General features: G+C 73.0%; 19 protein-coding genes. 9 read left to right on the top strand and 10 right to left on the bottom strand.

Annotation, left to right across the window (positions count from 1 at the left end; translation table 11 throughout):
* Position 1: 1 nt before the first annotated feature.
* The 4 genes from Q3W68_RS11260 to guaB all read right to left on the bottom strand — a co-directional run bounded on the left by Q3W68_RS11260 (position 2) and on the right by guaB (position 5731).
* Positions 2-1459 (bottom strand): M1 family metallopeptidase, encoded by a 1458-nt coding sequence (locus tag Q3W68_RS11260; RefSeq protein WP_302905373.1) that lies wholly within the window; start codon positions 1457-1459, stop codon positions 2-4.
* A gap of 88 nt (positions 1460-1547) precedes the next feature.
* Positions 1548-2942, bottom strand: coding sequence for a M1 family metallopeptidase (locus Q3W68_RS11265; protein ID WP_302905374.1), 1395 nt, complete (start codon positions 2940-2942; stop codon positions 1548-1550).
* A 77-nt stretch (positions 2943-3019) separates the two neighbouring features.
* A complete protein-coding gene (locus tag Q3W68_RS11270; RefSeq protein ID WP_302905375.1) occupies positions 3020-4138 on the bottom strand; it encodes a GuaB3 family IMP dehydrogenase-related protein in 1119 nt (372 codons plus the stop codon).
* 30 nt (positions 4139-4168) lie between these two features.
* On the bottom strand, positions 4169-5731 hold the full coding sequence (gene guaB / locus Q3W68_RS11275) for an IMP dehydrogenase (protein ID WP_302905376.1): 1563 nt from the start codon (positions 5729-5731) through the stop codon (positions 4169-4171).
* A gap of 197 nt (positions 5732-5928) precedes the next feature.
* Here guaB and Q3W68_RS11280 point away from each other — a divergent pair, with 197 nt between their 5' ends.
* Positions 5929-6333, top strand: a complete 405-nt coding sequence (locus Q3W68_RS11280) for a DUF5319 domain-containing protein (protein ID WP_302905377.1) — start codon at positions 5929-5931, stop codon at positions 6331-6333.
* Between the two features lie 12 nt (positions 6334-6345).
* Here Q3W68_RS11280 and Q3W68_RS11285 read toward each other — a convergent pair whose 3' ends face one another.
* Positions 6346-7164, bottom strand: coding sequence for a response regulator transcription factor (locus Q3W68_RS11285; RefSeq protein ID WP_302905378.1), 819 nt, complete (start codon positions 7162-7164; stop codon positions 6346-6348).
* Between the two features lie 252 nt (positions 7165-7416).
* Here Q3W68_RS11285 and Q3W68_RS11290 point away from each other — a divergent pair, with 252 nt between their 5' ends.
* Positions 7417-7800 (top strand): WhiB family transcriptional regulator, encoded by a 384-nt coding sequence (locus Q3W68_RS11290; RefSeq protein WP_120574131.1) that lies wholly within the window; start codon positions 7417-7419, stop codon positions 7798-7800.
* Between the two features lie 26 nt (positions 7801-7826).
* Here Q3W68_RS11290 and Q3W68_RS11295 read toward each other — a convergent pair whose 3' ends face one another.
* The 3 genes from Q3W68_RS11295 to groES all read right to left on the bottom strand — a co-directional run bounded on the left by Q3W68_RS11295 (position 7827) and on the right by groES (position 11578).
* Positions 7827-9422 (bottom strand): sulfite oxidase, encoded by a 1596-nt coding sequence (locus Q3W68_RS11295; RefSeq protein ID WP_302905379.1) that lies wholly within the window; start codon positions 9420-9422, stop codon positions 7827-7829.
* Between the two features lie 124 nt (positions 9423-9546).
* Entirely contained in the window at positions 9547-11193 is a 1647-nt protein-coding gene (gene groL / locus Q3W68_RS11300) for a chaperonin GroEL (RefSeq protein ID WP_302905380.1), read from the bottom strand.
* Between the two features lie 70 nt (positions 11194-11263).
* Positions 11264-11578: a co-chaperone GroES gene (groES, locus tag Q3W68_RS11305; protein ID WP_018222648.1), complete on the bottom strand. Its 315-nt coding sequence runs from the start codon at positions 11576-11578 to the stop codon at positions 11264-11266.
* Positions 11579-11832: 254 nt separating this feature from the next.
* On the opposite strand from groES, the gene Q3W68_RS11310 reads away from it, so the two are divergent.
* The 7 genes from Q3W68_RS11310 (at position 11833) to Q3W68_RS11340 (ending at position 19119) form a co-directional block, all read left to right on the top strand.
* Positions 11833-13065, top strand: a complete 1233-nt coding sequence (locus tag Q3W68_RS11310) for a methyltransferase domain-containing protein (protein WP_302905381.1) — start codon at positions 11833-11835, stop codon at positions 13063-13065.
* Between the two features lie 56 nt (positions 13066-13121).
* On the top strand, positions 13122-13601 hold the full coding sequence (ybaK, locus tag Q3W68_RS11315; protein ID WP_302905382.1) for a Cys-tRNA(Pro) deacylase: 480 nt from the start codon (positions 13122-13124) through the stop codon (positions 13599-13601).
* Positions 13602-13805: 204 nt separating this feature from the next.
* On the top strand, positions 13806-14909 hold the full coding sequence (locus Q3W68_RS11320; protein ID WP_302905383.1) for a sugar ABC transporter substrate-binding protein: 1104 nt from the start codon (positions 13806-13808) through the stop codon (positions 14907-14909).
* Positions 14910-15010: 101 nt separating this feature from the next.
* Entirely contained in the window at positions 15011-15820 is an 810-nt protein-coding gene (locus Q3W68_RS11325) for an ATP-binding cassette domain-containing protein (RefSeq protein WP_302905384.1), read from the top strand.
* Positions 15817-17076 carry a sugar ABC transporter permease gene (locus Q3W68_RS11330; RefSeq protein WP_302905385.1) on the top strand — a complete coding sequence of 420 codons (1260 nt, stop codon included), beginning with the start codon at positions 15817-15819 and terminating at the stop codon, positions 17074-17076. The genes Q3W68_RS11325 and Q3W68_RS11330 overlap by 4 nt, the downstream gene beginning before the upstream one ends.
* A 29-nt stretch (positions 17077-17105) precedes the next feature.
* Complete coding sequence (locus tag Q3W68_RS11335; protein ID WP_302905386.1) at positions 17106-18281, top strand: ROK family protein; 1176 nt, start codon at positions 17106-17108, stop codon at positions 18279-18281.
* Positions 18282-18381: 100 nt separating this feature from the next.
* Positions 18382-19119, top strand: coding sequence for a DUF4142 domain-containing protein (locus Q3W68_RS11340; RefSeq protein WP_302905387.1), 738 nt, complete (start codon positions 18382-18384; stop codon positions 19117-19119).
* A gap of 53 nt (positions 19120-19172) precedes the next feature.
* On the opposite strand, the gene Q3W68_RS11345 is transcribed toward Q3W68_RS11340, so the two are convergent.
* Positions 19173-20921 carry an ABC transporter ATP-binding protein gene (locus tag Q3W68_RS11345; protein WP_302905388.1) on the bottom strand — a complete coding sequence of 583 codons (1749 nt, stop codon included), beginning with the start codon at positions 20919-20921 and terminating at the stop codon, positions 19173-19175.
* On the bottom strand, positions 20918-22624 hold the full coding sequence (locus Q3W68_RS11350) for an ABC transporter ATP-binding protein (protein ID WP_302905389.1): 1707 nt from the start codon (positions 22622-22624) through the stop codon (positions 20918-20920). The genes Q3W68_RS11345 and Q3W68_RS11350 overlap by 4 nt, the downstream gene beginning before the upstream one ends.
* Positions 22625-22650 lie beyond the last annotated feature (26 nt).

The following is a 22650-nucleotide window of genomic DNA, read 5'->3' on the forward strand; positions in this document are numbered from 1 at the left end:
GCTACAGCGGCTTCGGGGTGGGCGGGCGCTCGGTGCCGTACAGCCACGGGTCGAAGACCTTCGCCAGTTTCTTGCCGGAGATGCGCTCGGCCAGCGCCACGAAGTCGGCGGTGGTGGCGTTGCCGTTCTTCCGCTCCGCGGCCCAGGTGCGCAGGACGGTGAAGAACGCGGTGTCACCCACCGCCACCCGCAGCGCGTGCACTGTCATCCCGCCCCGGTCGTAGACCGAGCGGCTGAACAGGTTCGCCACGCCCGGCTTGCCCGGCGGCGTACGCCACACCTGACCGCCGGCGTTCGCGTACTTCTGCTCGAACGTGCGCTGCACAGTGGTGGAGCCGTCGTGCTCGGCCCACAGCCACTCGGCGTACGTGGCCAGCCCCTCGTTGAGCCAGATGTCCTGCCAGCGCTGGATCGACACGCTGTTGCCGTACCACTGGTGGGCCAGCTCGTGCGCGACCACGCCGGTGTTGTCGCCCTGCCCGAAGAAGCTCGCCGAGTAGACCGGGCGGCTCTGCGTCTCCAGCGCGTACCGGATGCGCTCGTCGGCGATCACCACGCCGCCGTACGCGTCGAACGGGTACGGCCCGAAGACGCTCTCCAGGTAGTCGGCGACCTCGACCGTACGCGCGATGGACCGGTCCGGGGCGCCCTGCGCCACCTGCGTGGTGACCGCGTTGTAGACCGGCCGTCCCTTGTGCTTCCCGGTGGTGACCCGGAACTTCCCGATCGCCACCGTGGTCAGGTAGCTGGCAGTCGGCGCGGTCTCCGACCACTTCCAGGTGGTCCAGGCGCCGCTTGTCGTCTTCCCCTTCGGCACGCCGTTGGAGACCGCCGTCAGTCCCTTCGGGACGGTGATCTCCATGTCGTAGGTGGCCTTGTCCGACGGGTGGTCGTTGACCGGGAACCAGGTGCTCGCCGACTCCGGCTGCCCGAGCGCGATCGCCCCGTCGGTCGTGTGCAGCCAGCCGCCCTCGCCGAGCGCCTCGTTACGCAGCGGCTCCGGCCGGCCGTCGTACCGGATCTCGGCGGTGAACCCGTTGCCGGAGGTCAACCCGATGGCCGGGGTGATCACCAGCTCGTCGTCGGTGCGGCTGTGCCGGGCGGCGGCCCCGTCCACGGTGACCGACCGGACGGTCAGCCCGGCCAGGTCCAGGTTGAACGTGGACAGGTCGGCGGTCGCGGTGGCCCGCAGCGTGGTGGTGCCGCTGAGCTTGTCGGTCTCCGGGTCGTAGCGCACCTTGACGGTGTAGTGCGCGACGTCGTACCCGCCGTTGCCGTAGCTCGGGAAGTACGGATCACCGGCACCCGCCGCGCCCGGCGCGAAGCTGCGCGACGTCGCCGGAGCGGGGCCGGCCGGGGACGCGGGGCCCGGGTCCGGCTCCGCCGAACCGCAGCCTGCGACCAGCAGCGTGCCGCAGGTCAGCAACCCGAGCCGTCGTCGTGCGCCGCGCCGCGTCATCGCCTCGATCCCTCCCGGGGCCCGTTCGGCGGCCCCGCCCACGGGCCGCTCCGACGCGGCAGCCTACCCAGGCGCGGTCACGCGCGCGTCACGGCAGTCCCGGCGGCGTGCCACCGACCAGCCAGGCGTCCAGCAGCGCCCGCAGCGGCCGTCCCGACGTGCGTTCGGCGTACCCGACGAAGTCGGCGGTGGTGACGTTGCCGTCGCGGTGCTGCGCCAGCCAGCCGCGCAGCACGCGGTAGAACGTCTCGTCGCCCGCCGCGCGCCGCAGCGCGTGTACGGCGAGCGCACCCCGCTGGTAGACCGCGTCGCCGAACATCCCGGCCCGGCCCGGGTCGACTGTGGGCTTCGACCAGTCGGTGGCCGCGTAGCGTTCCGCGACGGTCTGCGCCACGGTCCGCCCGCCGTCGTGTTCGGCCCAGAGCCATTCGGCGTACGTGGCGAAGCCCTCGTTGAGCCAGATGTCGCTCCACCGTGCCACGGAGACGCTGTCGCCGAACCACTGGTGGGCCAGCTCGTGCGCGACCACCTCGGTGTTCGGCCGGTCGTCGCGGAAGAACGCCGGCCCGTAGACCGGACGGCTCTGCGTCTCCAGCGCGTACCGGATGCGCTCGTCGGCGACCACCACGCCGCCGTACGCCTCGAACGGGTACGGCCCGAAGCGCGCGGCCAGGAAGTCGGCGACCTCGCCGGTGCGGGCCACCGACGCGGCGGCCGGCCCGCCGGCGGGCAGCGCCGCGGCGACGGCGGTGACGATGGGCTTGCCGGCGTGGGTGCCGCTGCTGACGCGGTAGTCGCCGATCACCAGCGTGCTCAGGTAGCTGGCCATCGGCGCGCGCTCGGACCAGCGCCAGGTGGTCCAGCCGCCGCTGGACGTCCGGCCCTCCGGCACGCCGTTGGACAGCGCGGCGAGCCCGTCCGGCACGGTGACCGCGAGGTCGTAGGTGGCCTTGTCCGACGGGTGGTCGTTGACCGGGTACCAGGTGCTCGCCGACTCCGGCTGACCGAGCGCTATCGCGCCGTCCGGTGTGGCGTGGAAACCGCCGTCACCCAGTTCGGCGTTGGGCAGCGGCTGCGGCACGCCGCCGTACGTGACCTCGACTGTGAACCGCTTCCCCGAGGGCAGCCCGGCCGCCGGGGTCACGATCAGCTCGGTGCCGTCGTGGCGGTGCTTCGCCGCCTCGCCGTCCACCCGCACCCGCTCGACGTCCAGCCCGGCCAGGTCGAGCTGGAACCGGGACAGCGCGCGGGTGGCGGTGACGGTCAGCGTCGCGGTGCCGGCGAGCCGGTCGCCGGCCGGGTCGTAGCGCACGTCCAGCGCGTAGTGGCCCACGTCGTAGCCGCCGTTGCCGGCTCCCGGCACGTACGGGTCACCGGCGTCCGCCGCGCCCGGCCGGAACCCGCTCTCGTCGCCGCCGGTGCAGCCGCTCAGCGCGAGCGCCGCCGCCACCAGCCCTGCCGCAAGGACCCGCCCCCGTCTCACCCGGCGAGCCTAGACGTGCGACGGCGCGGGCGGGGCCGGAACACGTCCGCGCCGCCGCCCGCGCCGTCATGCCGTGCTCAGCGGTCGAGGACCAGCCCGACCTTCTGGAACTCCTTCAGGTCGCGGTAGCCGCACTTGGCCATCGCGCGGCGCAGGCCGCCGAAGAGGTTGAGCTGGCCGTCCGGCTCGTCGGCCGGGCCGAACAGCAGCTTCTCCATCGAGCCGAGCGGCTCGCCGGCCACCTCGAACGCGCCACGGGGCAGCGACGGGTGGCTGGCCGCGGAGTGCCACCAGGCGCCACCGGCCGGCGCCTCCTCGCAGAGCGACAGCGGCTCGCCGAGCATCACCGCGTCCGCGCCGCAGCCGAGCGCCTTGGCGATGTCGCCGGAGGTCTGCATGTCGCCGTCGGCGATCAGGTGCACGTACCGGCCGCCGGTCTCGTCCAGGTAGTCGCGGCGGGCCGCGGCGGCGTCGGCGATGGCGGTGGCCATCGGCACCCGGATGCCGAGCACCGACTCGGTGGTCGACCAGTCGTCGCCGCCGATGCCCACGATCACGCCGGCCGCGCCGGTACGCATCAGGTGCAGCGCGGTCTTGTAGTCGGTGCAGCCGCCGACCACGACCGGCAGGTCCAGGTCGGCGATGAACTCCTTGAGGTTCAGCGGCTCGTCGGTGGTCGAGACGTGCTCGGCCGAGACGAGCGTGCCCTGGATGACCAGGATGTCCACGCCGGCGTCGAGGATCACCGGGGCCAGCGCCAGGGTGTGCTGCGGGGAGACCCGCACCGCCACCGTGCCGCCGCCCTCACGCAGCTCGCGAACCCGCTCGGCGATCAGGTCGGGCCGGATCGGCTCGGCGTAGACCTCCTGGAGGCGCTTGGTCGCCCGCGCGTCCTCGCCGAGACCGGCCAGCTCCTCCAGGATCTTGGCCGGGTTCTCGTACCGGGTCCAGAGGCCCTCGACGTTGAGCACGCCGAGGCCGCCGAGCTGGCCGAGCCGGACCGCCGAGGCGGGGCTCATGGTCGCGTCCGAGGGGTGCGCCACGCACGGGATGCCGAACTGGTACGCGTCGAGCTGCCAGGAGGTGGAGACGTCGTCGACGTCCCGGGTGCGGCGGCTCGGCACGATGGCGATGTCGTCCAGGTGGTAGCCGCGCTGCGCGGTCTTGCCCAGCCCGATCTCGACCACGTCACGCATGGGGGACTCCAGGTGGTTGGGGGTGGTGGGTCAGCGGGAGTGGTAGTTGGGCGCCTCGACGGTCATCTGGATGTCGTGCGGGTGGCTCTCCTTGAGCCCGGCCGCGGTGATCCGGATGAGCTGGCCGCGCCGGTGCAGCTCCGGGATGCTCTCCGCGCCCACGTACCCCATGGCGGCGCGCAGCCCGCCGATGAGCTGGTGGGCGACGGCGGACAGCGGCCCCCGGTAGGGCACCTGGCCCTCGACACCCTCCGGGACCAGCTTGTCCTCGGCGAGCACGTCCTGCTGGAAGTAGCGGTCCTTGGAGTAGGACTTGCCCTGGCCACGCGACTGCATCGCGCCGAGCGAGCCCATCCCCCGGTACGCCTTGTACTGCTTGCCGTTGATGAAGATCAGCTCACCCGGGCTCTCCTCGCAGCCGGCCAGCAGGCTGCCGAGCATCACCGTGTCGGCGCCGGCCACCAGGGCCTTGGCGATGTCGCCGGAGTACTGGATGCCGCCGTCGCCGATCACCGGCACGCCGGCCGGGCGGGCGGCCCGGGCCGCCTCCATGATCGCGGTGATCTGCGGTACGCCGACCCCGGCCACGATCCGGGTGGTGCAGATGGCGCCCGGGCCGACGCCCACCTTCACGCCGTCCGCGCCGGCCTCGACGAGCGCCTTCGCGCCCGCGTACGTGGCGATGTTGCCGCCCACGATGTCGATGGTGACGTCCCGCTTGAGCCGGGCGACCATCTCCAGCACGGCCCGCTGGTGGCCGTGTGCGGTGTCCACGATCACGACGTCCACGCCGGCGTCGACCAGCGCGCGGGCCCGCTTGTAGCCGTCCTCGCCCACGCCGACCGCGGCGGCGACCCGGAGCCTGCCCGCGTCGTCCTTGGTGGCGTTCGGGTACTGCTCGCTCTTGGTGAAGTCCTTCACCGTGATCAGGCCGCGCAGCTTGCCGCCCGCGTCCACGATCGGCAGCTTCTCGATCTTGTGCTGGCGCAGCAGGCCGAGCGCGTCGTCCTTGCTCACCCCGACCGGTGCGGTGATCAGCGGGGTGTGGGTCATGATCTCGCGCACCGGCGTGGCCGGGTCGGAGACGAACCGCATGTCGCGGTTGGTGACGATGCCGACGAGCTGGCCCTGCCCGTCCACCACCGGCACACCGGAGATGCGGTAGCGGCCGCAGAGCGCGTCGACCTCGCGCAGCGTGTCGTCCGGGCTGGCGGTCACCGGGTTGGTGATCATGCCGGACTCGGAACGCTTCACCAGGTCGACCTGGAGCGCCTGGTCCTCCACGGAGAGGTTGCGGTGCAGCACGCCGATGCCGCCCTGGCGGGCCATGGCGATGGCCATCCGCGCCTCGGTGACCGTGTCCATCGCGCTGGACAGCAGCGGCACGGTCAGCTCGATGTTGCGGGTGAGGCGGGTGCGGGTGTTGACGCGGCTGGGCACGACGTCCGACTCGCCCGGCTGGAGCAGTACGTCGTCGAAGGTCAGCCCGAGCGGCACCACGCGGGCCGAGCCGGCCGGCAGCTCGGGCAGATGGCCACCCAGCTCCCCGCCGTCGGCGCCGGCCGGGATCTCGGTGCTGGGCGAATTCTCCACGATTGCTCCCCTGAGCTGGTCGAACGGGCTGCAGCGAGGCGGCGCGCGGGGGCACCGGCAGGCGCCTGGTGACGGCGCGTCGCCTCATCGTACCCACCTACCCGTCCCGGCCCGGGCAGCGGCGGGCCCGAGGGTAGGCCGGGCCACAGCACGGGCTGGGGCGGGCTTTCCGGCGGCTCGGGGTCTACGGTGAGGGGGTGCACGACGAGCCCATCGACCCGTTCAACGGCGACCCGGCCGATCCGGCTGCCGGCCTGCACGATCCCGGCGACGACGACGCGCTCGACCCGCTGACCGAGGTCGAGCGCCAGGACGTCCTGGAGGATCTCGCCGATCTGGAGATCTACCAGGCGTTGCTCCAGCCCATCGGCGTGCGCGGCCTGGTGATCGAGTGCGAGGACTGCCGCGAGCCGCACTACTTCGACTGGGACCTGCTCCGCGGCAACCTGCGCCACCTGCTCAACTCGGGGCGCCCCCGGGTGCACGAGCCGGCCTTCGACCCCGACCCGGACCACTACGTGAGCTGGGACTACGCCCGCGGCTACGCCGACGGCGTGCACGACACGCTCACCGAGGGTACCGACGACTCCGCGCAGGAGTGACAGCCGCGCGGGTCAGGCGACCAGGCCGGCCCGGAACCCGGCGGCCACGGCGTGCGCCCGGTCGCGCGCGCCGAGCTTGCGGAACAGCCGCCGGGCGTGCGTCTTGACCGTGTCCTCGGAGACGAACAGCTCCCGCCCGATCTCCGCGTTGCTCTTGCCCTCGGCCATGCCGAGCAGCACCTGAAGCTCCCGCTCGGTCAGCCCGATCGCGCTGCGCGGCGTCCGCGCCGGCCGCTGGGCCGCACCGGGCCGGGGCGCCTCCGCGCCGTCGGCCGCCGCCGGGTCGTCCGGGTCCTCACCCCGTTGCACGGGCACCACGGTGGGCAGGCCCGCGGCGTCCACCGGCGCCGTCGCCGGCCAGCCGGGCCCTCCCTGGGTACGTCCCGGCGCCGCCGACCGGGTCGGCCCGCCCACCGCCGCCGCGTCCCGGGCGGTGTCCGCCACCCGGTGCCTGTTGCTCCGGCCGGGGGCGGAGAGCAGCAGCAGCGCCTTGGCCACCGCGCTGGTCAGGTCGTGGTCGGCGTTCTGGATCAGTCCGCGCGCCCCGGCGCTGATGGTGGCCGCCGCCGACTCCGACTCCTCGGCGCCGAGGAGCAGCACAGCCGCCTGCGGGGCGCGGGCCAGCACCCGCCGGACGAAGCCGGCGCTGTCCGGGCGGGTCAGGGCGGTGTCGGCGAGCACCACGTCCACCGGACGCTCGGCGAGCCGCAACATCACCTCCGGATCGGAGACGGCCGTCCGGACGACGCCGGACAGCCCGAGCCGCGCCGCCGCGGAGGTCAGATGCTGGGCCGCCAATGGTGTCCGAACGCACACAAGAACACTACGCACGGTGGTCTCCTCTCCGACTCAGAGCAGACCATGCGGAGGTGGGCTCGGGAGGGGGTTCCGGGCAATCATCCGAACTTTTCCGACAGATGGGGCATATGCCGCCGAGTGTCCGAGGTTTTCGATCACAGATGTGTGAGGCGGGGACCGCTCGGGTACCGAGGGGTTCATCCGGAACCGGCATCCCGCGCGGACCGCCGCCCGGTAGCTGGCCACGAATATTCTCCGCGGTGCCGCGCGGGAGGAGGGGTGCTGATGTCGAACGTACGTAGGCTGCCTGGACCGATCGACGAGCTCTGGGACTGGCAGCGGCTCGGGGCCTGCCGTGGCCGCGACAGCGCGCAGTTCTTCCACCCGGACGGCGAGCGCGGCTCCTCCCGGCTGCGCCGTGAGACCGGCGCCAAGTCGGTCTGCCGCGCCTGCCCGGTACGCGCCGAGTGCGCCGCCCACGCGCTCTCCGTCCGCGAGCCGTACGGCGTCTGGGGCGGGTTCAGCGAGTCGGAGCGGCTGCGACTGCTCGCGCTCGGCTGGGAGGACCTGGCCGACCGCCGGCAGACCCGGGTGGACATCGCCCGGCTGGAGGCGCGCCTCGGCCGGCCGCACAACACCGCCGTGCCGGACCAGCGCAAGGTCGCCTGACCGGATCCACGACCCCCGACGGCGGGTCAGGAAACGGTGACCCTGACGGTGTGCCAGCCGGTCGCGCCGTCGGGAGCGACCGGGGCACGCTGTTCCGTCTGCGTCTCGCCCGTCGTGTCGGTCGCCCGCACCTGGAGCGTGTGCTCGCCCGGCGTCGCGTCCCACCGCCAGGACCACTGCACCCAGGTGTCAGCCGACACCGCCGGGGCCGGCGTCGCCTCCTGCCAGGGGCCGCCGTCGACGCGTACCTCGACGCGGCGGATGCCACGATGCTGCGCCCACGCCACACCCGCCACCGTCACCGGGCCGGCGGCCGGGCGGCTGCGGGGCCGGGGCGTGTCGATCCGGGACTGCGTCTTGATCGGGCCCTGCGCGGACCAGCCGCGCGGCACCCAGTACGCGTCGAAGTCGGCGAAGCTGGTCAACTCCAGCTCGGTGAGCCACTTGCAGGCCGACACGTACCCGTAGAGGCCGGGCACCACCATCCGCACCGGGAAGCCGTGCTGGATCGGCAGCGGCTCGCCGTTCATGCCGACCGCGAGCAGGGCGTCCCGCCCGTCGCGCAGCACCGACGTGGGTGTGCCGCAGGTCCACCCGTCCACCGCGCGCCCGACCACCTGGTCCGCGCCGTCGAGCGGGCCGGCCTCGTCGAGCAGCTCCTTGATCGGTACGCCGAGCCAGCGCGCGTTGCCGATCAGGTCGCCGCCCACCTCGTTGGAGACGCAGGCGAGCGTCACGTACCGCTCGACCATCGGACGGGCGAGCAGGTCGTCGAAGCTCAGCTCGATCGGGTTGCGCACCCGCCCGTGGATACGCAGCCGCCAGGTGGCCGGGTCCACCTGCGGCACCACGAGCGCGGTGTCGATCCGGTAGAACTCCCGGTTCGGCGTGACGTACGGCGCCAGCCGGGGCAGCGACAGGTCCGCTCCGGGCGGCACCTGCGGGGCGGGCGCGGCCGGAGCGGGCAGCGTCACCGCCTCCCGGGCCGCCGACACGCCGCGCCGGCCCGCCAGCCAGTGCCCGCCCAGCCCGGCCACAGCCGCCGCGCCGGTCAGCAGCCCGGCCCCGCGCAGGAACCGCCGCCGCGACTCCGCGTCGTCGTCGTGCCGGACCGGCTCCCAGCCGCCGGGGCTCTCCTCCTCGCGGGCGAGGGCGGCGACCGCCGGAGGCCGTGCGGACGACGGCTCGGCGCCCAGCGGACCGGCCACGAAGGCCCAGAGCGTCAGCGCGCCGAGTCCACCGCCGACCAGTGCGGGCAACGCGTCGAACGCGTTCGCGCCCGCCCGGGTCAGCGCGGCGGCCACGCCGAGCACCGTGAACGCGGCGACGCCGGCCATGCCGATCACCAGCCGCCGGGCCGCTGCCAGGCCGAGCAGCGCCCCGAACGCGGCCAGCAGCAGCGCGGTCCCGAGCAGCAGGGCGATCTTGTCGTACGTGCCGAAGACGTCGATGGCGAACTGCTTGAGCGGCTCGGGGACCAGGTCGACGACGAGTCCGCCGACAGCGACGAGCGGAGCGGACCGGGGACCGGTCAGGACCGCCACGGGTTCGGCGGTGCCGAGTGCCACCACGGCGGCGACGACACCGGCCGTCGCCGCGCGGCGGCGGGAGAGGGTGCTCACGGCGTCCAGTCTGGTCGACCCGCCGGGCCGGCTGCCAATCTCGTCAGCGTTCCGTAAGGACATACGCGTCAGGGCACACCACCGGGTCGGCGGTGTGCCCTGACGTCGGGCCGTACTCCTCGGGTCAGAAGCCCGGGCCGTGCTGGTGGCCGTGGCCGTGCGAGTGGCCGTGCCCACCGGCGGCGGCCGGCTCCGGCTCGGCCGGCTTCTCGACGACCAGGCTCTCGGTGGTGAGCAGCAGGCCGGCGATCGAGGCGGCGTTGCTGACCGCGTTGCGGGTCACCTTCACCGGGTCGATGATGCCGGACTTGGCCAGGTCGACGTACTCGCCGGTGGCCGCGTCGAGGCCGTGGCCCCAGTCCTGGGCGACGACCTTCTGCACCACCACGTAGCCGTCGTGGCCGGCGTTCTGGGCGATCCAGCGCAGCGGCTCGACGAGCGCCTTGCGCACGATCGAGACGCCGACCTTCTCGTCACCGGTGAAGCCCAGGTCGTCGTCGAGCGCCGGCAGGATCTGGGCCAGGGCGGCGCCGCCACCCGGGACCGTACCCTCCTCGACCGCGGCCTTGGTCGCGGCGATGGCGTCCTCGATGCGGTGCTTGCGCTCCTTCATCTCGACCTCGGTGGCCGCGCCGACCTTGATCACGGCGATGCCGCCGGAGAGCTTCGCCAGCCGCTCGGCCAGCTTCTCCCGGTCCCACTCGGAGTCGGAGGCCTCGATCTCCTTGCGGATCTGCGCGACCCGGTCGGCGACCTCGGAGGCCTGCCCGCCACCGTCGACGACAGTGGTGTTCTCCTTGTCGACCACGACGCGACGGGCGGTGCCGAGCACCTCCAGGCCGACCTGGTCGAGCTTGTAGCCCAGCTCCGGGGCGACCAGCTCGGCGCCGGTCAGGATCGCCATGTCCTGGAGCATCGCCTTGCGGCGGTCGCCGAAGCCGGGGGCCTTGACCGCGCAGACCTTGACGGTCTTGCGGAGCGCGTTGACCACGAGCGTGGACAGGGCCTGGCCCTCGACGTCCTCGGCGACGATGAGCAGCGGCTTGTTGTTCTGGAGGACCTTCTCCAGCAGCGGCAGCAGCTCCTCGATCGCCGAGATCTTCTGGGTGGTGATCAGGATGTACGGGTCCTCCAGGACCGCCTCCTGCGCCTCCAGGTCCGTGACGAAGTTCGGCGAGATGAAGCCCTTGTCGAACTGGAGACCCTCGGTCACCTCCAGCTCGGTGGTGAGCGCGGAGCCCTCCTCGACGGTGATGACACCGTCGCGGCCGACCTTCTCCATCGCCTCGGCGATCAGCTCACCGATCGCGGCGTCCTGCGCGGAGACGGTCGCGACGTGCGCGATCGACTCCTTGCTGGCGACCTCGACGGCCTTGCCGAGCAGCGCCTCGGAGACCTTTGCCGCCGCCGCGTCGATGCCCCGCTTCAGGCCGGTCGGGTTGGTGCCGGCGGCCACGTTGCGCAGGCCCTCTCGGACCATCGCCTGGGCCAGCACGGTGGCGGTGGTGGTCCCGTCGCCGGCGACGTCGTTGGTCTTGGTCGCCACCTCCTTGACCAGCTGCGCGCCGAGGTTCTCGTACGGGTTGGTGAGCTCGATCTCCTTGGCGATGGTCACGCCGTCGTTGGTGATCGTGGGCGCACCGAACTTCTTGTCCAGGACGACGTTGCGCCCGCGCGGGCCGAGGGTGACCTTCACCGCGTCCGCGAGGGCGTTGACACCGTGCTCCAGCAGGTGCCGGGCGTCGTCCGAGAAGCTGAGGATCTTCGCCATCAGTATCCCTTCGAAGCGACGTTGCCCCGGCCCGGCGAGCCGGACCGGGGCAACGACACTGATCGGTTGCTTACTTCTCGATGACCGCGAGGACGTCGCGGGCGGAGAGCACCAGGTACTCCTCGCCGGCGTACTTGACCTCGGTGCCGCCGTACTTCGAGTAGAGGACGGTGTCGCCGACCTTCACGTCGATCGGCACGCGGTTGCCCTTGTCGTCGATCCGGCCCGGGCCGACAGCGAGGACGGTGCCCTCCTGCGGCTTCTCCTTGGCGGTGTCGGGGATCACGATGCCCGAGGCGGTGGTGGTCTCGGCCTCGTTCGCCTGGACCACGATGCGGTCCTCGAGCGGCTTGATCGCAACCTTGGTCGCGGTAGTCACGGGCATACCCTCCCGGGTACTTGGTGTCGTTGCCGGCCGGCATGCCGACCAGCGTCAATCTGCCACATGCCACCGGGCGGGGCCGTCGTCGCGGGTGCCGGTCCGCCTGGCGCTCAACCCCCGGGCACGAGGCTCGGGCGTTGGCACCCTCAGGGTGAGAGTGCTAATCGCAGGTTATTCCTCGGCTAGCACTCCGTCAAGGAGAGTGCCAACGCGTCGCCCTCCGTGTCGCGCCGGAACCGGGCCGGGAGAATGAGCGCGTGGATCTCGACCAGCTCGCCGCGCTGCGTACCCCCGAGGGGTCGGCGGCGCTCGCCGCGGCCGAGCGGGTGGCCGGCGGCGACCCGCTGGCGGCGGCGGCCGCGCTGCGCTCGGCCGGCATGCCGGGCGGGCTCGCGGCGGCGGCGCTCACCCAGGCGGAGCTGCGCCGTCGGGCGGCCGGCAAGTTCGGCCCGGCGGCGGCCGGGATGTTCCTCACCCGGGCGGGGCTGGAGCAGGCCACCCGCCGCGTGGTCGCCGACCGGCGCGCGGCGCGGCTGCGCGCCGCGGGCGTCACCACGCTGGCCGACCTGGGGTGCGGCCTGGGTGCCGACGCGCTCGCCGCGGCCCGCGCCGGCATCCGGGTGTACGCGGTGGAGGCCGACCCGGTGACCGCCGCGATGGCCGCCGCGAACGCCGAGGCGGCCGGGCTGGCCGACCTGGTGACTGTCTCCCGTGGTGACGCCACCGCGTTCGACGTGAGTGGGGTCGACGCCGTGTTCTGCGATCCGGCGCGGCGGCGGGCCGGCACCGGGCGGCGTGTGTTCGACCCGAACGCCTACTCGCCGCCGTGGGACTTCGTCACCGGGCTGGCCGCGCGGGTGCCGCGCACAGTGGTGAAGGTGGCGCCCGGGCTGGACCACGCGCTGATCCCGGCCGGCGCGGAGGCGGAGTGGGTGAGCGTGGACGGCGACCTGGTCGAGGCCGCGCTCTGGTGCGGCGAGCTGGCCGAGGTCCCGCGCCGCGCCACACTGCTGCGGGAGAAGGAAGGGCCCCTTGTTAACGCCTCCGGTAGTAAAAGGGGCCCTTCCAATCACCTCACCGGCACCGGTGCGCAGGAGGCGCCGGTGGGACCGGTGCGGCGGTTCCTCTACGACCCGGATCCGGCTGTGGTGCGCGCACACCTGGTCGCCGAGCTGGCCGCCGGCCTCGACGCCACGCTCGCCGACCCGTCGATCGCCTACCTGTACGCCGACGAGGCCCGGCCCACCCCGTTCGCCCGCTGCCTGGAGATCACCGACGTGCTGCCGTTCTCGCTGAAGCGGCTGCGCGCCCTGCTGCGGGAGCGGCGCGTCGGCCGGGTCGAGATCCGCAAGCGCGGTTCGGCGCTGGAGCCGGAGAAGCTGCGCCGCGACCTGCGGCTGTCCGGCGACGAGGCGGCGAGTCTGGCGCTGACCCGGGTGGCGGGCGACCCCACGGTGCTCGTCTGCCGGCCGGTTCCGGCCGGCGGTTGACACCGGCCCAACGTTTCCGGGTCGCGGTGTCTCGGCGTGCGGGTTAGCTTGAGCCCGTGGCGGGCCCTGGCACTCCGGCGATCGCGTTGCTGAGCAAGCGGAAGATCGCCCACAGCACCCACACCTACGACGTCTCGCCGGACGCGCCGAACTACGGCGCGCTCGTGGCGACCGCGCTCGGGGTGGCGCCGGAGCGCGTGTTCAAGTCACTCGTCACCGAGGTCGACGGCGGACTGACGGTGGCGGTGGTGCCGGTGACCGGCGAGCTGGACCTGAAGGCGCTCGCCGCCGCGGCCGGGGGCAAGCGGGCCACGATGGCGGACCGTACGACGGCTGAGCGGGCGACCGGATACGTCCGCGGCGGCATCAGCCCGCTCGGGCAGCGCAAGCGTCTACCGACCGTCATCGACGCCTCCGCGCTGACGCACCCGACCGTGTACGTCTCGGCGGGCCGCCGGGGGTTGCAGGTGCAGCTCGCGCCGACTGACCTGGTGGCGCTCACCGGGGCGACGACGGCATCGATCGCGGCCGTCTGAGCGGGCTCGTGACGGTACGTGTGGGAGCGTTCCCGCCGGCCGACCCAAAACCGGTGTCCCGCGGGTGACAACCGCGTTGCTGAATTGTTACCGCCGCCAACAAACTTCTGACCTCGGCAGTCTTGCGGCGCATGGGAGACGAGGAATACGTTGCCGGACACAACAAAACATCACCACTCCCCCACCTCCGAAAGGACCCTGCACATGCGCAAGGGCTTCCTCACCTTCGCGGCCGTCGGTCTTCTCGCGACCGGCAGCATGGCCGCCTGCGGTGACAACGGCGGTTCTTCCGACGAGGCTGGCGGCTCCAACGCCAAGAAGCCGAAGATCGGCGTGATCCTGCCGGACAGCAAGTCCTCCGCCCGCTGGGAGGGCGCGGACCGCAAGTACCTGGAGGCGGCGTTCAAGGCCGCCGGCGTCGACTACACGATCCAGAACGCCCAGGGCGACAAGTCCGCCTTCTCGACCATCGCCGACGGCATGCTGACCAGCGGCGTCACCGCCCTCATGATCGTCAACCTGGACTCGGGCACCGGCAAGGCCGTGCTGGAGAAGGCCAAGTCGCAGGGCGTGGCCACCATCGACTACGACCGGCTGACGCTGGGCGGCTCGGCCCAGTACTACGTCAGCTTCGACAACGAGGCGGTCGGCAAGCTCCAGGGCGAGGGGCTGAGCAAGTGCCTGACCGACAAGGGCGCGCAGAAGCCGAAGATCGCCTACCTGAACGGCTCCCAGACCGACAACAACGCCACCCTGTTCAAGAACGGCTACGACTCGGTCCTCAAGCCGAAGTTCGACGCCGGTGAGTACACCAAGGGCCCGGACCAGAACGTTCCGGACTGGGACAACGCGCAGGCCGGCGTGATCTTCGAGCAGATGCTCACCCAGGAGAAGGGCAAGATCGACGGGGTCCTGGCCGCCAACGACGGCCTGGGCAACGCCGCCATCTCCGTGCTGAAGAAGAACCAGCTCAACGGCAAGGTGCCGGTGACCGGCCAGGACGCGACGGTCCAGGGCCTGCAGAACATCCTCGCCGGTGACCAGTGCATGACCGTCTACAAGGCGGTCAAGAAGGAGGCGGACGCCGCCGCCGAGCTGGCCATCGCACTCGCCAAGGGCGAGCGGAAGGACACCGGCCAGACGGTCAAGGACCCGGAGGGCAACCGGGACGTCCCGGCCGTGCTGCTGGAGCCCAAGGCCATCTACAAGGACAGCGTCAAGGACGTGGTGGCCGACGGCTACGTCACCAAGGAAGAGCTCTGCACCGGTGCCTTCGCCAAGCTCTGCACCGACGCCGGTGTGAGCTGACCCACCCGCCTCATGCGGCGCCCGGCACGGGAGAACCCCGTGCCGGGCGGCGTCCGCGCCGGACGGGATCCGAGACCTCCCTCCGCCCAAAGGAGAACCCCGTGTCCGCAACCCCCCTGCTGGAGCTACGCGGGATCGACAAGAGCTTCGGTCCCGTCCAGGTGCTGCGCGACGTCGCCTTCGCCGCGCACCCCGGCGAGGTGACCGCGCTCGTCGGCGACAACGGCGCCGGCAAGTCGACCCTGGTCAAGTGCATCAGCGGCATCCACCCCACCGACGCCGGCGAGTTCCTCTTCGACGGCAAGCCGGTCAGCATCAACAGCCCCCGCGACGCCGCCGACCTCGGGATCGAGGTCGTCTACCAGGACCTGGCGCTCTGCGACAACCTCGACATCGTGCAGAACATGTTCCTCGGCCGGGAGAAGCGCAGCGGCATCGTGCTCGACGAGCCGACCATGGAGCAGATGGCCGCCGAGACGCTCGCCGGCCTGAGCGTGCGCACCGTGAAGTCGCTGCGCCAGCATGTGGCCAGCCTCTCCGGCGGCCAGCGGCAGACAGTCGCCATCGCCAAGGCCGTGCTCTGGAACAGCCGGCTCGTCATTCTGGACGAGCCGACCGCCGCGCTCGGCGTCGCGCAGACCGCCCAGGTGCTGGAGCTGGTCCGCCGGCTGGCCGACAACGGCCTGGCCGTGGTGCTCATCTCGCACAACATGAACGACGTCTTCGCCGTCTCCGACCGGATCGCCGCGCTCTACCTCGGCCAGATGGTCGCCCAGGTGAAGACCACAGACATCACCCACTCGCAGGTGGTCGAGCTGATCACCGCGGGCCGATCCGGCAACCTCGGTCTCGTCACCGAGCCGGGCAACGGCACCGATTCCGCCGACGCAACCTCGGGAGCGCTCCGATGACCGCCACCGCCGTGAAGAAGGAAGGACCGGCCGCCGTCACGCCCGCACCCACCATCGGCGACCACGTCCGCAACTACCTGGGCCGGGTACGCGGCGGCGACCTGGGCGCCCTGCCCGCGGTCATCGGCCTCGTGGTGCTCTGCGTGGTGTTCACCATCGTGCGCCCGGTCTTCTTCTCCGCGGGGAACTTCGCCAACCTCTTCACCCAGGGCGCGGCGGTAACCGTGATCGCCATGGGGCTGATCTTCGTGCTCCTGCTCGGCGAGATCGACCTCTCCGCCGGCTTCGCCAGCGGCGTCTGCGCCGGGATCCTGGCGAACGTGGTCAGCGTGCTCGGTTACCCGTGGTACGTCGCAGTCCTGGCGGCCCTGCTCACCGGCGTCCTGATCGGCCTGACCCTCGGCTTCCTGGTCGCGAAAGTGGGCATCCCGTCCTTCGTGGTGACCCTGGCCGGGTTCCTCGCCTTCCAGGGTGTGGTGCTGCTGCTCATGAAGGAGGGCAGCAACATCTCGATCAGCGACGACGTGATCGTCGGCATCGAGAACGGCCGCATCGCGCCGGCCGTCGGCTGGCTGCTGGCCGCCGTTGCGATCGTCGGATACGCCGTCGCCCAGCTGCTGCGCCACCGCAACCGGGTGTCCCGGGGCCTGGTGACCGAGCCGACAGCCGTGATCGGTGCCCGGATCGGCGGGCTGGCGCTGCTGATCGTGCTCGCGGTCTACGTGCTCAACCAGGAGCGCAGCATCAACCCGCTGATCACGTCGAACAAGGGCATGCCGGTGGTCGTGCCGATCGTCGCGCTCCTGCTGGTGTTCTGGACGTTCGTACTCAACCGCACGGCCTACGGCCGTCACCTCTACGCGGTCGGCGGCAACGCCGAGGCGGCGCGACGGGCCGGCATCAACGTGGACCGGCTCAAGATCTCGGCCTTCGTGATCTGCTCCGGCATGGCCGCTGTCGGCGGCATCATCGCCGCCAGCCGGGACCGGTCGGTGGACCCCAACACCGGCGGCAGCAACGTGCTCCTCTACGCGGTCGGCGCGGCCGTCATCGGCGGCACCAGCCTCTTCGGGGGCAAAGGCCGCATGATCAACGCGGTGCTGGGCGGCGCTGTGGTAGCTGTCATCATCAACGGTATGGGACTGCTCGACCTCAGCTCCGGGCTGAAGTTCATCTTCACCGGCCTGGTGCTGCTCCTCGCCGCCGGCGTCGACGCGCTGTCCCGGCGACGGTCGGCCGCAACCGGTACCCGCTGATCCCGGTTATCGACACGATGGCAGTGGCAATGCGCGCGGGCCCCAGTCAGGACGAGATCCGTCGGCAGAACCTGGGCGCATTGCTCCGCTACGTGCACGTCCACGGGGCCACCACCCGGGCCGAGCTGACCACAGCGCTCGGCCTCAACCGCAGCACCATCGGCGCGCTGACCGCGGACCTGGCCGGTGCCGGCCTGGTCAGCGAGGCGACGCCGAAGGAGACCGGCCGGGCCGGACGACCGTCACTCGTCGTCCGGCCCGAGTCGGAGCGGGTCTACGCGTACGCGTACAGCGTCGAGGTGGACCGGCTGCGGGCCGCCCGGGTCGGCCTGGGCGGTGAGGTGCTCGACCGGCGGGAGATGGACCGGCCGCGCAACCTGGTCGCCGGGGAGGCCGCCCCGCTGCTCGCCGGCGCGGTCAAGGAGATGCACCAGTCGGTGCCGGCCGACGCGGTCTGCGTCGGCGCCGGGCTGGCGGTCTGCGGCATGGTCCGCCGGGAGGACGGTCTGGTCCGGCTCAGCCCGACCACCGGCTGGGTGGACGAGCCGATCGGCGCGGCGCTCGCCGTCGAGCTGGGGATAGACGTACCGATCACGGTGGGCAACGTGGCCGACGTGGCCGCGTACGCCGAGCATGCTCGCGGCGCGGCGGTCGGCTGCGACAACGTCATCTACATCTACGGCGACGTCGGCGTGGGCGCGGGCATCATCGCCGGAGGCCGGCGGCTGACCGGGCACGGCGGCTACGGCGGCGAGGTCGGCCACATGGTGGTGGTCCGCGACGGGGTGCGCTGCGACTGCGGCCGGCGCGGCTGCTGGGAGACCGAGATCGGCGAGCACGGGCTGCTGCGCGCCGCCGGCCGGTCCGAGGCGCGCGGCCGGGACGCCCTGCTCGCCGTCTTCGACGCCGCCGACCGCGGCGACGCCCGCGCCCAGACCGCGGTACGGCAGGCCGGCGACTGGCTCGGCTTCGGCGTCGCGAACCTGGTGAACATCTTCAACCCGGAGATGGTCATCTTCGGCGGCACCATGCGCGACCTCTACCTGGCCTCCGCGGCGCAGGTGCGCAGCCGGCTCAACTCCAACGGGCTGCCCGCGTGCCTGGAGCACGTGCGGCTGCGCACCCCGAAGTTGGGTGACGACGCGGCGCTGATCGGCGCCGCCGAGCTGGCGTTCGAACGACTCCTCGCCGACCCGCTGAACTGATCGGCGCGCCGATCCGTACCAGTGTGCGGACGGGCGGCCGGCTTGCGCGGCCGTCCACGACACCCCGCGTACCGGTCCGTACCGAGGAGGCACCGCAACCATGGCATCGCTGGAATCCGCACGCCGCAAGCTGGCGCAACGGGTGGTACTGCTGCTCGCCGCGCTGGGCGCGGGGATCGGCGTCGTTCCCGGGACGGCACAGGCCGCACCCAACCCCGGCGTGCAGATGAACGCCGCCGACATGACGCTGCTCAACGGCGTACGGCTGGCCGGGCTGTGGGAGATGCCGGCCGGGCAGATGGCGGCCGAGAAGGGCCGGTCCGCCCGGGTACGCGAGGTCGGCGCGGAGATCGCCAAGCAGCACGCGGAGCTGGACCAGCTGGTGGTGGAGGCGGCCAACAAGCTCGGCGCCACCCTGCCGACCGACCCGACCGCCGAGCAGCAGGGCTGGCTGACCGAGATGCGCAACGCCACCGGCGCCCGGTTCGACCAGATCTTCGTCACCCGGCTGCGGGTCGCCCACGGCAAGATCTTCCCGGTGATCGGCGCGGTCCGGGCCAGCACCCGCGACCCGATCGTGCGCAAGCTGGCCGAGGACGCCAACAAGTTCGTCAACGACCACATGACCATGCTGGAGAGCACCGGGCTGGTGCGCTGGCAGCAGTTGCCGCCGGCCGCGCTGCCGCCCGCCCAGAGCGACTCGCTCGTCGCCGCCGCCCAGGCCAACGTGGGCAACGGCGGTGGGCTCCAGGTCGGCACCGGGGTGGTGTGGGCGGTGTTCCTGATCGCGCTCGGCACCGGCGGGTACGCGACCTGGCGGCTGACCCGCCGCGCGTGACCCCCGGCCGTCGAGCGGGCCCCGGCAGTTCTGCCGGGGCCCGTCGCGCATCCTCAGCCGTGCCAGGAACGCCACAGCGCGGCGTACGAGCCACCGGCCGCGACCAGCTCGTCGTGTGATCCCAGCTCGGTGATCCGCCCGTCGGCGACCACCGCCACGCGGTCCGCGTCGTGCGCCGAGAAGAGCCGGTGCGCGATGGCGATGACGGTACGGCCCTCCAGCACCGCCGCCAGCGACCGTTCCAGGGCCCGGGCCGCCCGCGGGTCGATCAGCGAGGTGGCCTCGTCCAGCACCAGCGTGTGCGGGTCCGCGAGCACCAGCCGGGCCAGCGCGAGCTGCTGCGCCTGCGCCGGGGTGAGCGGGTGCCCGCCCTCGCCGACCACCGTGTCGAGCCCGTCCGGCAGGGCCAGCGCCCAGTCCAGCGCGTCGACAGCGGCCAGCGCCGCGCGCACCCGCGCCGGGTCGGCGTCCGGCCGGACCATCGACACGTTGTCGGCGAGCGTGCCGATGAACACGTGGTGCTCCTGGCTGACGAGCGCGACATGGGTACGCAGCTCGGCCAGGGGCATTCCGGCCAGCGGCCGCCCGTCCACAGTCACCGTGCCGGCGCTCGGCGCGTGCACGCCGGCCAGCAGCCGGCCCAGCGTCGACTTGCCCGCCCCGGACGGGCCGACCATCGCCAGCCGCTCCCCCGGCCGGGGTTCCAGCGTCACGCCGTGCAGCACGTCGTGACCCGGGCGGTAGGCGTACCGGACGTCGTGCGCGGCGAGCCGGCCGGTGCCGTCCGTCCGGGCCGGGGCGGCGGATGTCGGGGAGCGCTCGTCCGGCTCGGCGGCCACTCCGAGCAGCCGGGCCAGCGAGGCGCCGCCGACCTGGAACTCGTCCAGCCAGCCGAGCAGCCGCTCGATCGGGTCGGTGAGCTGCTGGGCGTAGAGCGTGGCGGCGGTGACCTGGCCGAGGCTGGCCCAACCCTTCAGGTGGAACCAGCCGCCGATGAGCAGGGTCGCCACCATCGGCACCAGGTAGCCGAACTCGGCCACCGGCCAGAACACGGTCCGCAGATAGAGGGTGTAGCGCTCGGCGCCGTACGACCGGCGGATGTCCGCGTCGCCGCGAGCCCGGCGGCGGGCCGCCTGGCGTAGCGCCTCGGTGGTCCGCGCCCCCTCGACCGTCTCGCTGATCCCGTCGGTGATGTCCGAGTAGGCGGCGTTCTCCCGCAGGTAGCCCTGCGGCGCGCGGCGCAGGTACCAGCGGGTGCCGGCCCACAGCACCGGCACCGCCAGCAGGCTGGGCAGCGCCAGCAGCGGGCCGGTCAGCACCAGCGCGCCGAGGATCAGCAGCACGGTCAGCGCCGAGATCAGCGTCTCCGGACCGGCGAACCGGACCGTACGGGACAGCGCGGCGACGTCCCGCGAGGTGCGGGTGAGCAGGTCGCCGGTGCCGGCCCGCTCGACCGTGGCCAGCGGCAGCGCGAGCACCCGATCGACGAACTCCTCCCGCAGCTCGGCGAGCACCCGCTCACCGAGCCGGGCCGAGGCCAGGTGCGCGAAGCGGACCAGCACCGCCTGCACCACCACGAACGCGGCGATCGCCGCCACGACCCGGTCCACTGTCGTCGCGGCGATGCCCTGGGAGATCCCCTCCACCAGGTCACCGAGCAGGCGCGGGGCGACGAGCCCGGCGCCCGCGGCGAGCGCGTGCAGACCGAGCGCGGCGGCCAGGCCACGCGGGTGACGGCGGATCAGCTCGCGCACGTACCGGCGGACCTGGGCGATGTCGGCGACGGGCAGCGCGTTGCTCATCGGTCCTCCTCCCGGCTCACCGTGGCGGCGTAGCGCGGCTCGGCGGCGAGCAGTTCCTCGTGGCGGCCCTCGGCGACGACCTTGCCGTCCTCCACGAAGACCACGTGGTCGGCGTGGCCGAGCACCAGCGGGCTCGTGGTGCAGACGAGCGTGGTCCGGCCGCCGCGGGCCGGGCCGAGCCGTTCGGCGATGCGCGCCTCGGTGTGCGCGTCCACCGCGCTGGTCGGCTCGACCAGGATCAACGTCTCCGGGTCGGCGACGAGCGCGCGGGCCAGCCGCAGCCGTTGCCGTTGCCCGCCGGAGAACTCCCGGCCGCGTTCGGCGACCTCGCCGTCCAGGCCGCCGGGCAGCGCCTCCACGATGTCGGTGGCGCTCGCCGCGGCCAGTGCCGCCGCCACCGCGCCGGGCTCGGCCCGGTCGTGCGGGTCCAGCTCCGTGCGCAGCACGCCGCTGAACAGCTGCGCGTCGTTGTCGGCCACCAGGATCCGCTCCCGCACCGTCGCCAGCGCCACGTCCCGCAGCGGTACGCCGTGCAGCGTGACGTCCCCGTCGGCGTACCGGCCGAGCCGGTCGGCGATCTCGGTGGCGTCCTGCGGGGTGGCGGCGGCCAGCGCGGTCAGCCGGCCCGGTCGCAGCACCAGCCCGGAGCGTACGTCCGCCAGCTCGCCGGGCCCGGCCGGCACCGGCACCGGCGTGGCCGGATCGGTGAACTCCGGCGCGAGCCGCAGCAACCGGACCACCCGGCGGGCCGCGACGTGTCCCCGGGTCAGCTTGTCGGCCGCCTCGGTGAGGTTGCGCAGCGGGCTGACCAGGAACGCGGTGTATCCGTAGAACGAGACCAGCTCGCCGGCGCTGATCTCGCCGCGCAGCGCGAACCGGGCGCCGAGCCAGGTCACCAGCACCACGAAGACGCCGGGCAGCAGGATCTGCGCGGCCTGCAACAGCGATTCGACCCGGGCCACCCGCAGCCCGTCCGCGCGCAACGCCTGCGACCGTTGCCGGTAGCGCTCGGACAGGACCGGCTCGCCGCCGACCCCGCGCAGCACGCGCAGGCCGGAGACGATGTCCGCGGCCCGGGCGGTGAGCCGGCCGGTCGAGTCCCGGTACGCGGCCTGCTGCCGGTGCAGCGGGCGGATCAGCAACGCCACGAGCGCCATCAGCAGCGGCACCCCGAGCACCACCACGAGGCCGAGCGGCTGAGAGGCGTTGAGCAGGATCACCGCGACGGTGCCGATGCCGACCACCGAGCCGGCGCCACGGGCGGTGATGTCGACGGCGCTGCCGATGTGCTCGATGTCGGCGGTGCCGATGCTCACCACCTCGCCCGCCGCGACCCGCCGGGGCAGCGCGGCGCCGAGGCGGTTGGTGGCGTCCACTGTCACCTGCACGGTGCGGTACGCGGCACCGAGCCAGTTGTGCACCGCGCAGCGGTGGCGCAGGATCCCGGCGACGGCCTGCACCAGGCCCAGCCCGAGCAGGGCCAGCCCCCAGCGCACCAGCGCGTCCGGGTCGCGTTGGGCCAGGCCGGCTTCCACGGCGCGGCCGAGCACGGCCGGCACCAGCGCCTGGGCCAGCATCCAGATCACGCCGAGCGCGAGACCGGCGCCGAAGATGACGGGGTGCCGCCCGGCGAGCCACACGAGGTATCGGGTGGCCGACCGCGCGTCGGGGGTGCCGGGATCGCCGGCCGGTGAGAAGCGCATGGCCCATCGACGCTAGGTGCCGGGGC

Origin of the sequence: Micromonospora sp. C28ISP2-4 (assembly GCF_030519385.1) — a bacterium.
In the GTDB taxonomy this organism is placed as follows: domain Bacteria; phylum Actinomycetota; class Actinomycetes; order Mycobacteriales; family Micromonosporaceae; genus Micromonospora; species Micromonospora tulbaghiae.

Coding starts and splice junctions, on each gene's coding strand:
- Q3W68_RS11260 (WP_302905373.1), bottom strand. CDS start 1,459: ATGACGCGGCGCGGCGCACGACGACGGCTCGGGTTGCTGACCTGCGGC.
- Q3W68_RS11270 (WP_302905375.1), bottom strand. CDS start 4,138: ATGCGTGACGTGGTCGAGATCGGGCTGGGCAAGACCGCGCAGCGCGGC.
- Q3W68_RS11290 (WP_120574131.1), top strand. CDS start 7,417: ATGTCGAACGTACGTAGGCTGCCTGGACCGATCGACGAGCTCTGGGAC.
- groL (WP_302905380.1), bottom strand. CDS start 11,193: ATGGCGAAGATCCTCAGCTTCTCGGACGACGCCCGGCACCTGCTGGAG.
- groES (WP_018222648.1), bottom strand. CDS start 11,578: ATGCCCGTGACTACCGCGACCAAGGTTGCGATCAAGCCGCTCGAGGAC.
- Q3W68_RS11320 (WP_302905383.1), top strand. CDS start 13,806: ATGCGCAAGGGCTTCCTCACCTTCGCGGCCGTCGGTCTTCTCGCGACC.
- Q3W68_RS11330 (WP_302905385.1), top strand. CDS start 15,817: ATGACCGCCACCGCCGTGAAGAAGGAAGGACCGGCCGCCGTCACGCCC.
- Q3W68_RS11335 (WP_302905386.1), top strand. CDS start 17,106: ATGCGCGCGGGCCCCAGTCAGGACGAGATCCGTCGGCAGAACCTGGGC.
- Q3W68_RS11340 (WP_302905387.1), top strand. CDS start 18,382: ATGGCATCGCTGGAATCCGCACGCCGCAAGCTGGCGCAACGGGTGGTA.
- Q3W68_RS11345 (WP_302905388.1), bottom strand. CDS start 20,921: ATGAGCAACGCGCTGCCCGTCGCCGACATCGCCCAGGTCCGCCGGTAC.
- Q3W68_RS11350 (WP_302905389.1), bottom strand. CDS start 22,624: ATGCGCTTCTCACCGGCCGGCGATCCCGGCACCCCCGACGCGCGGTCG.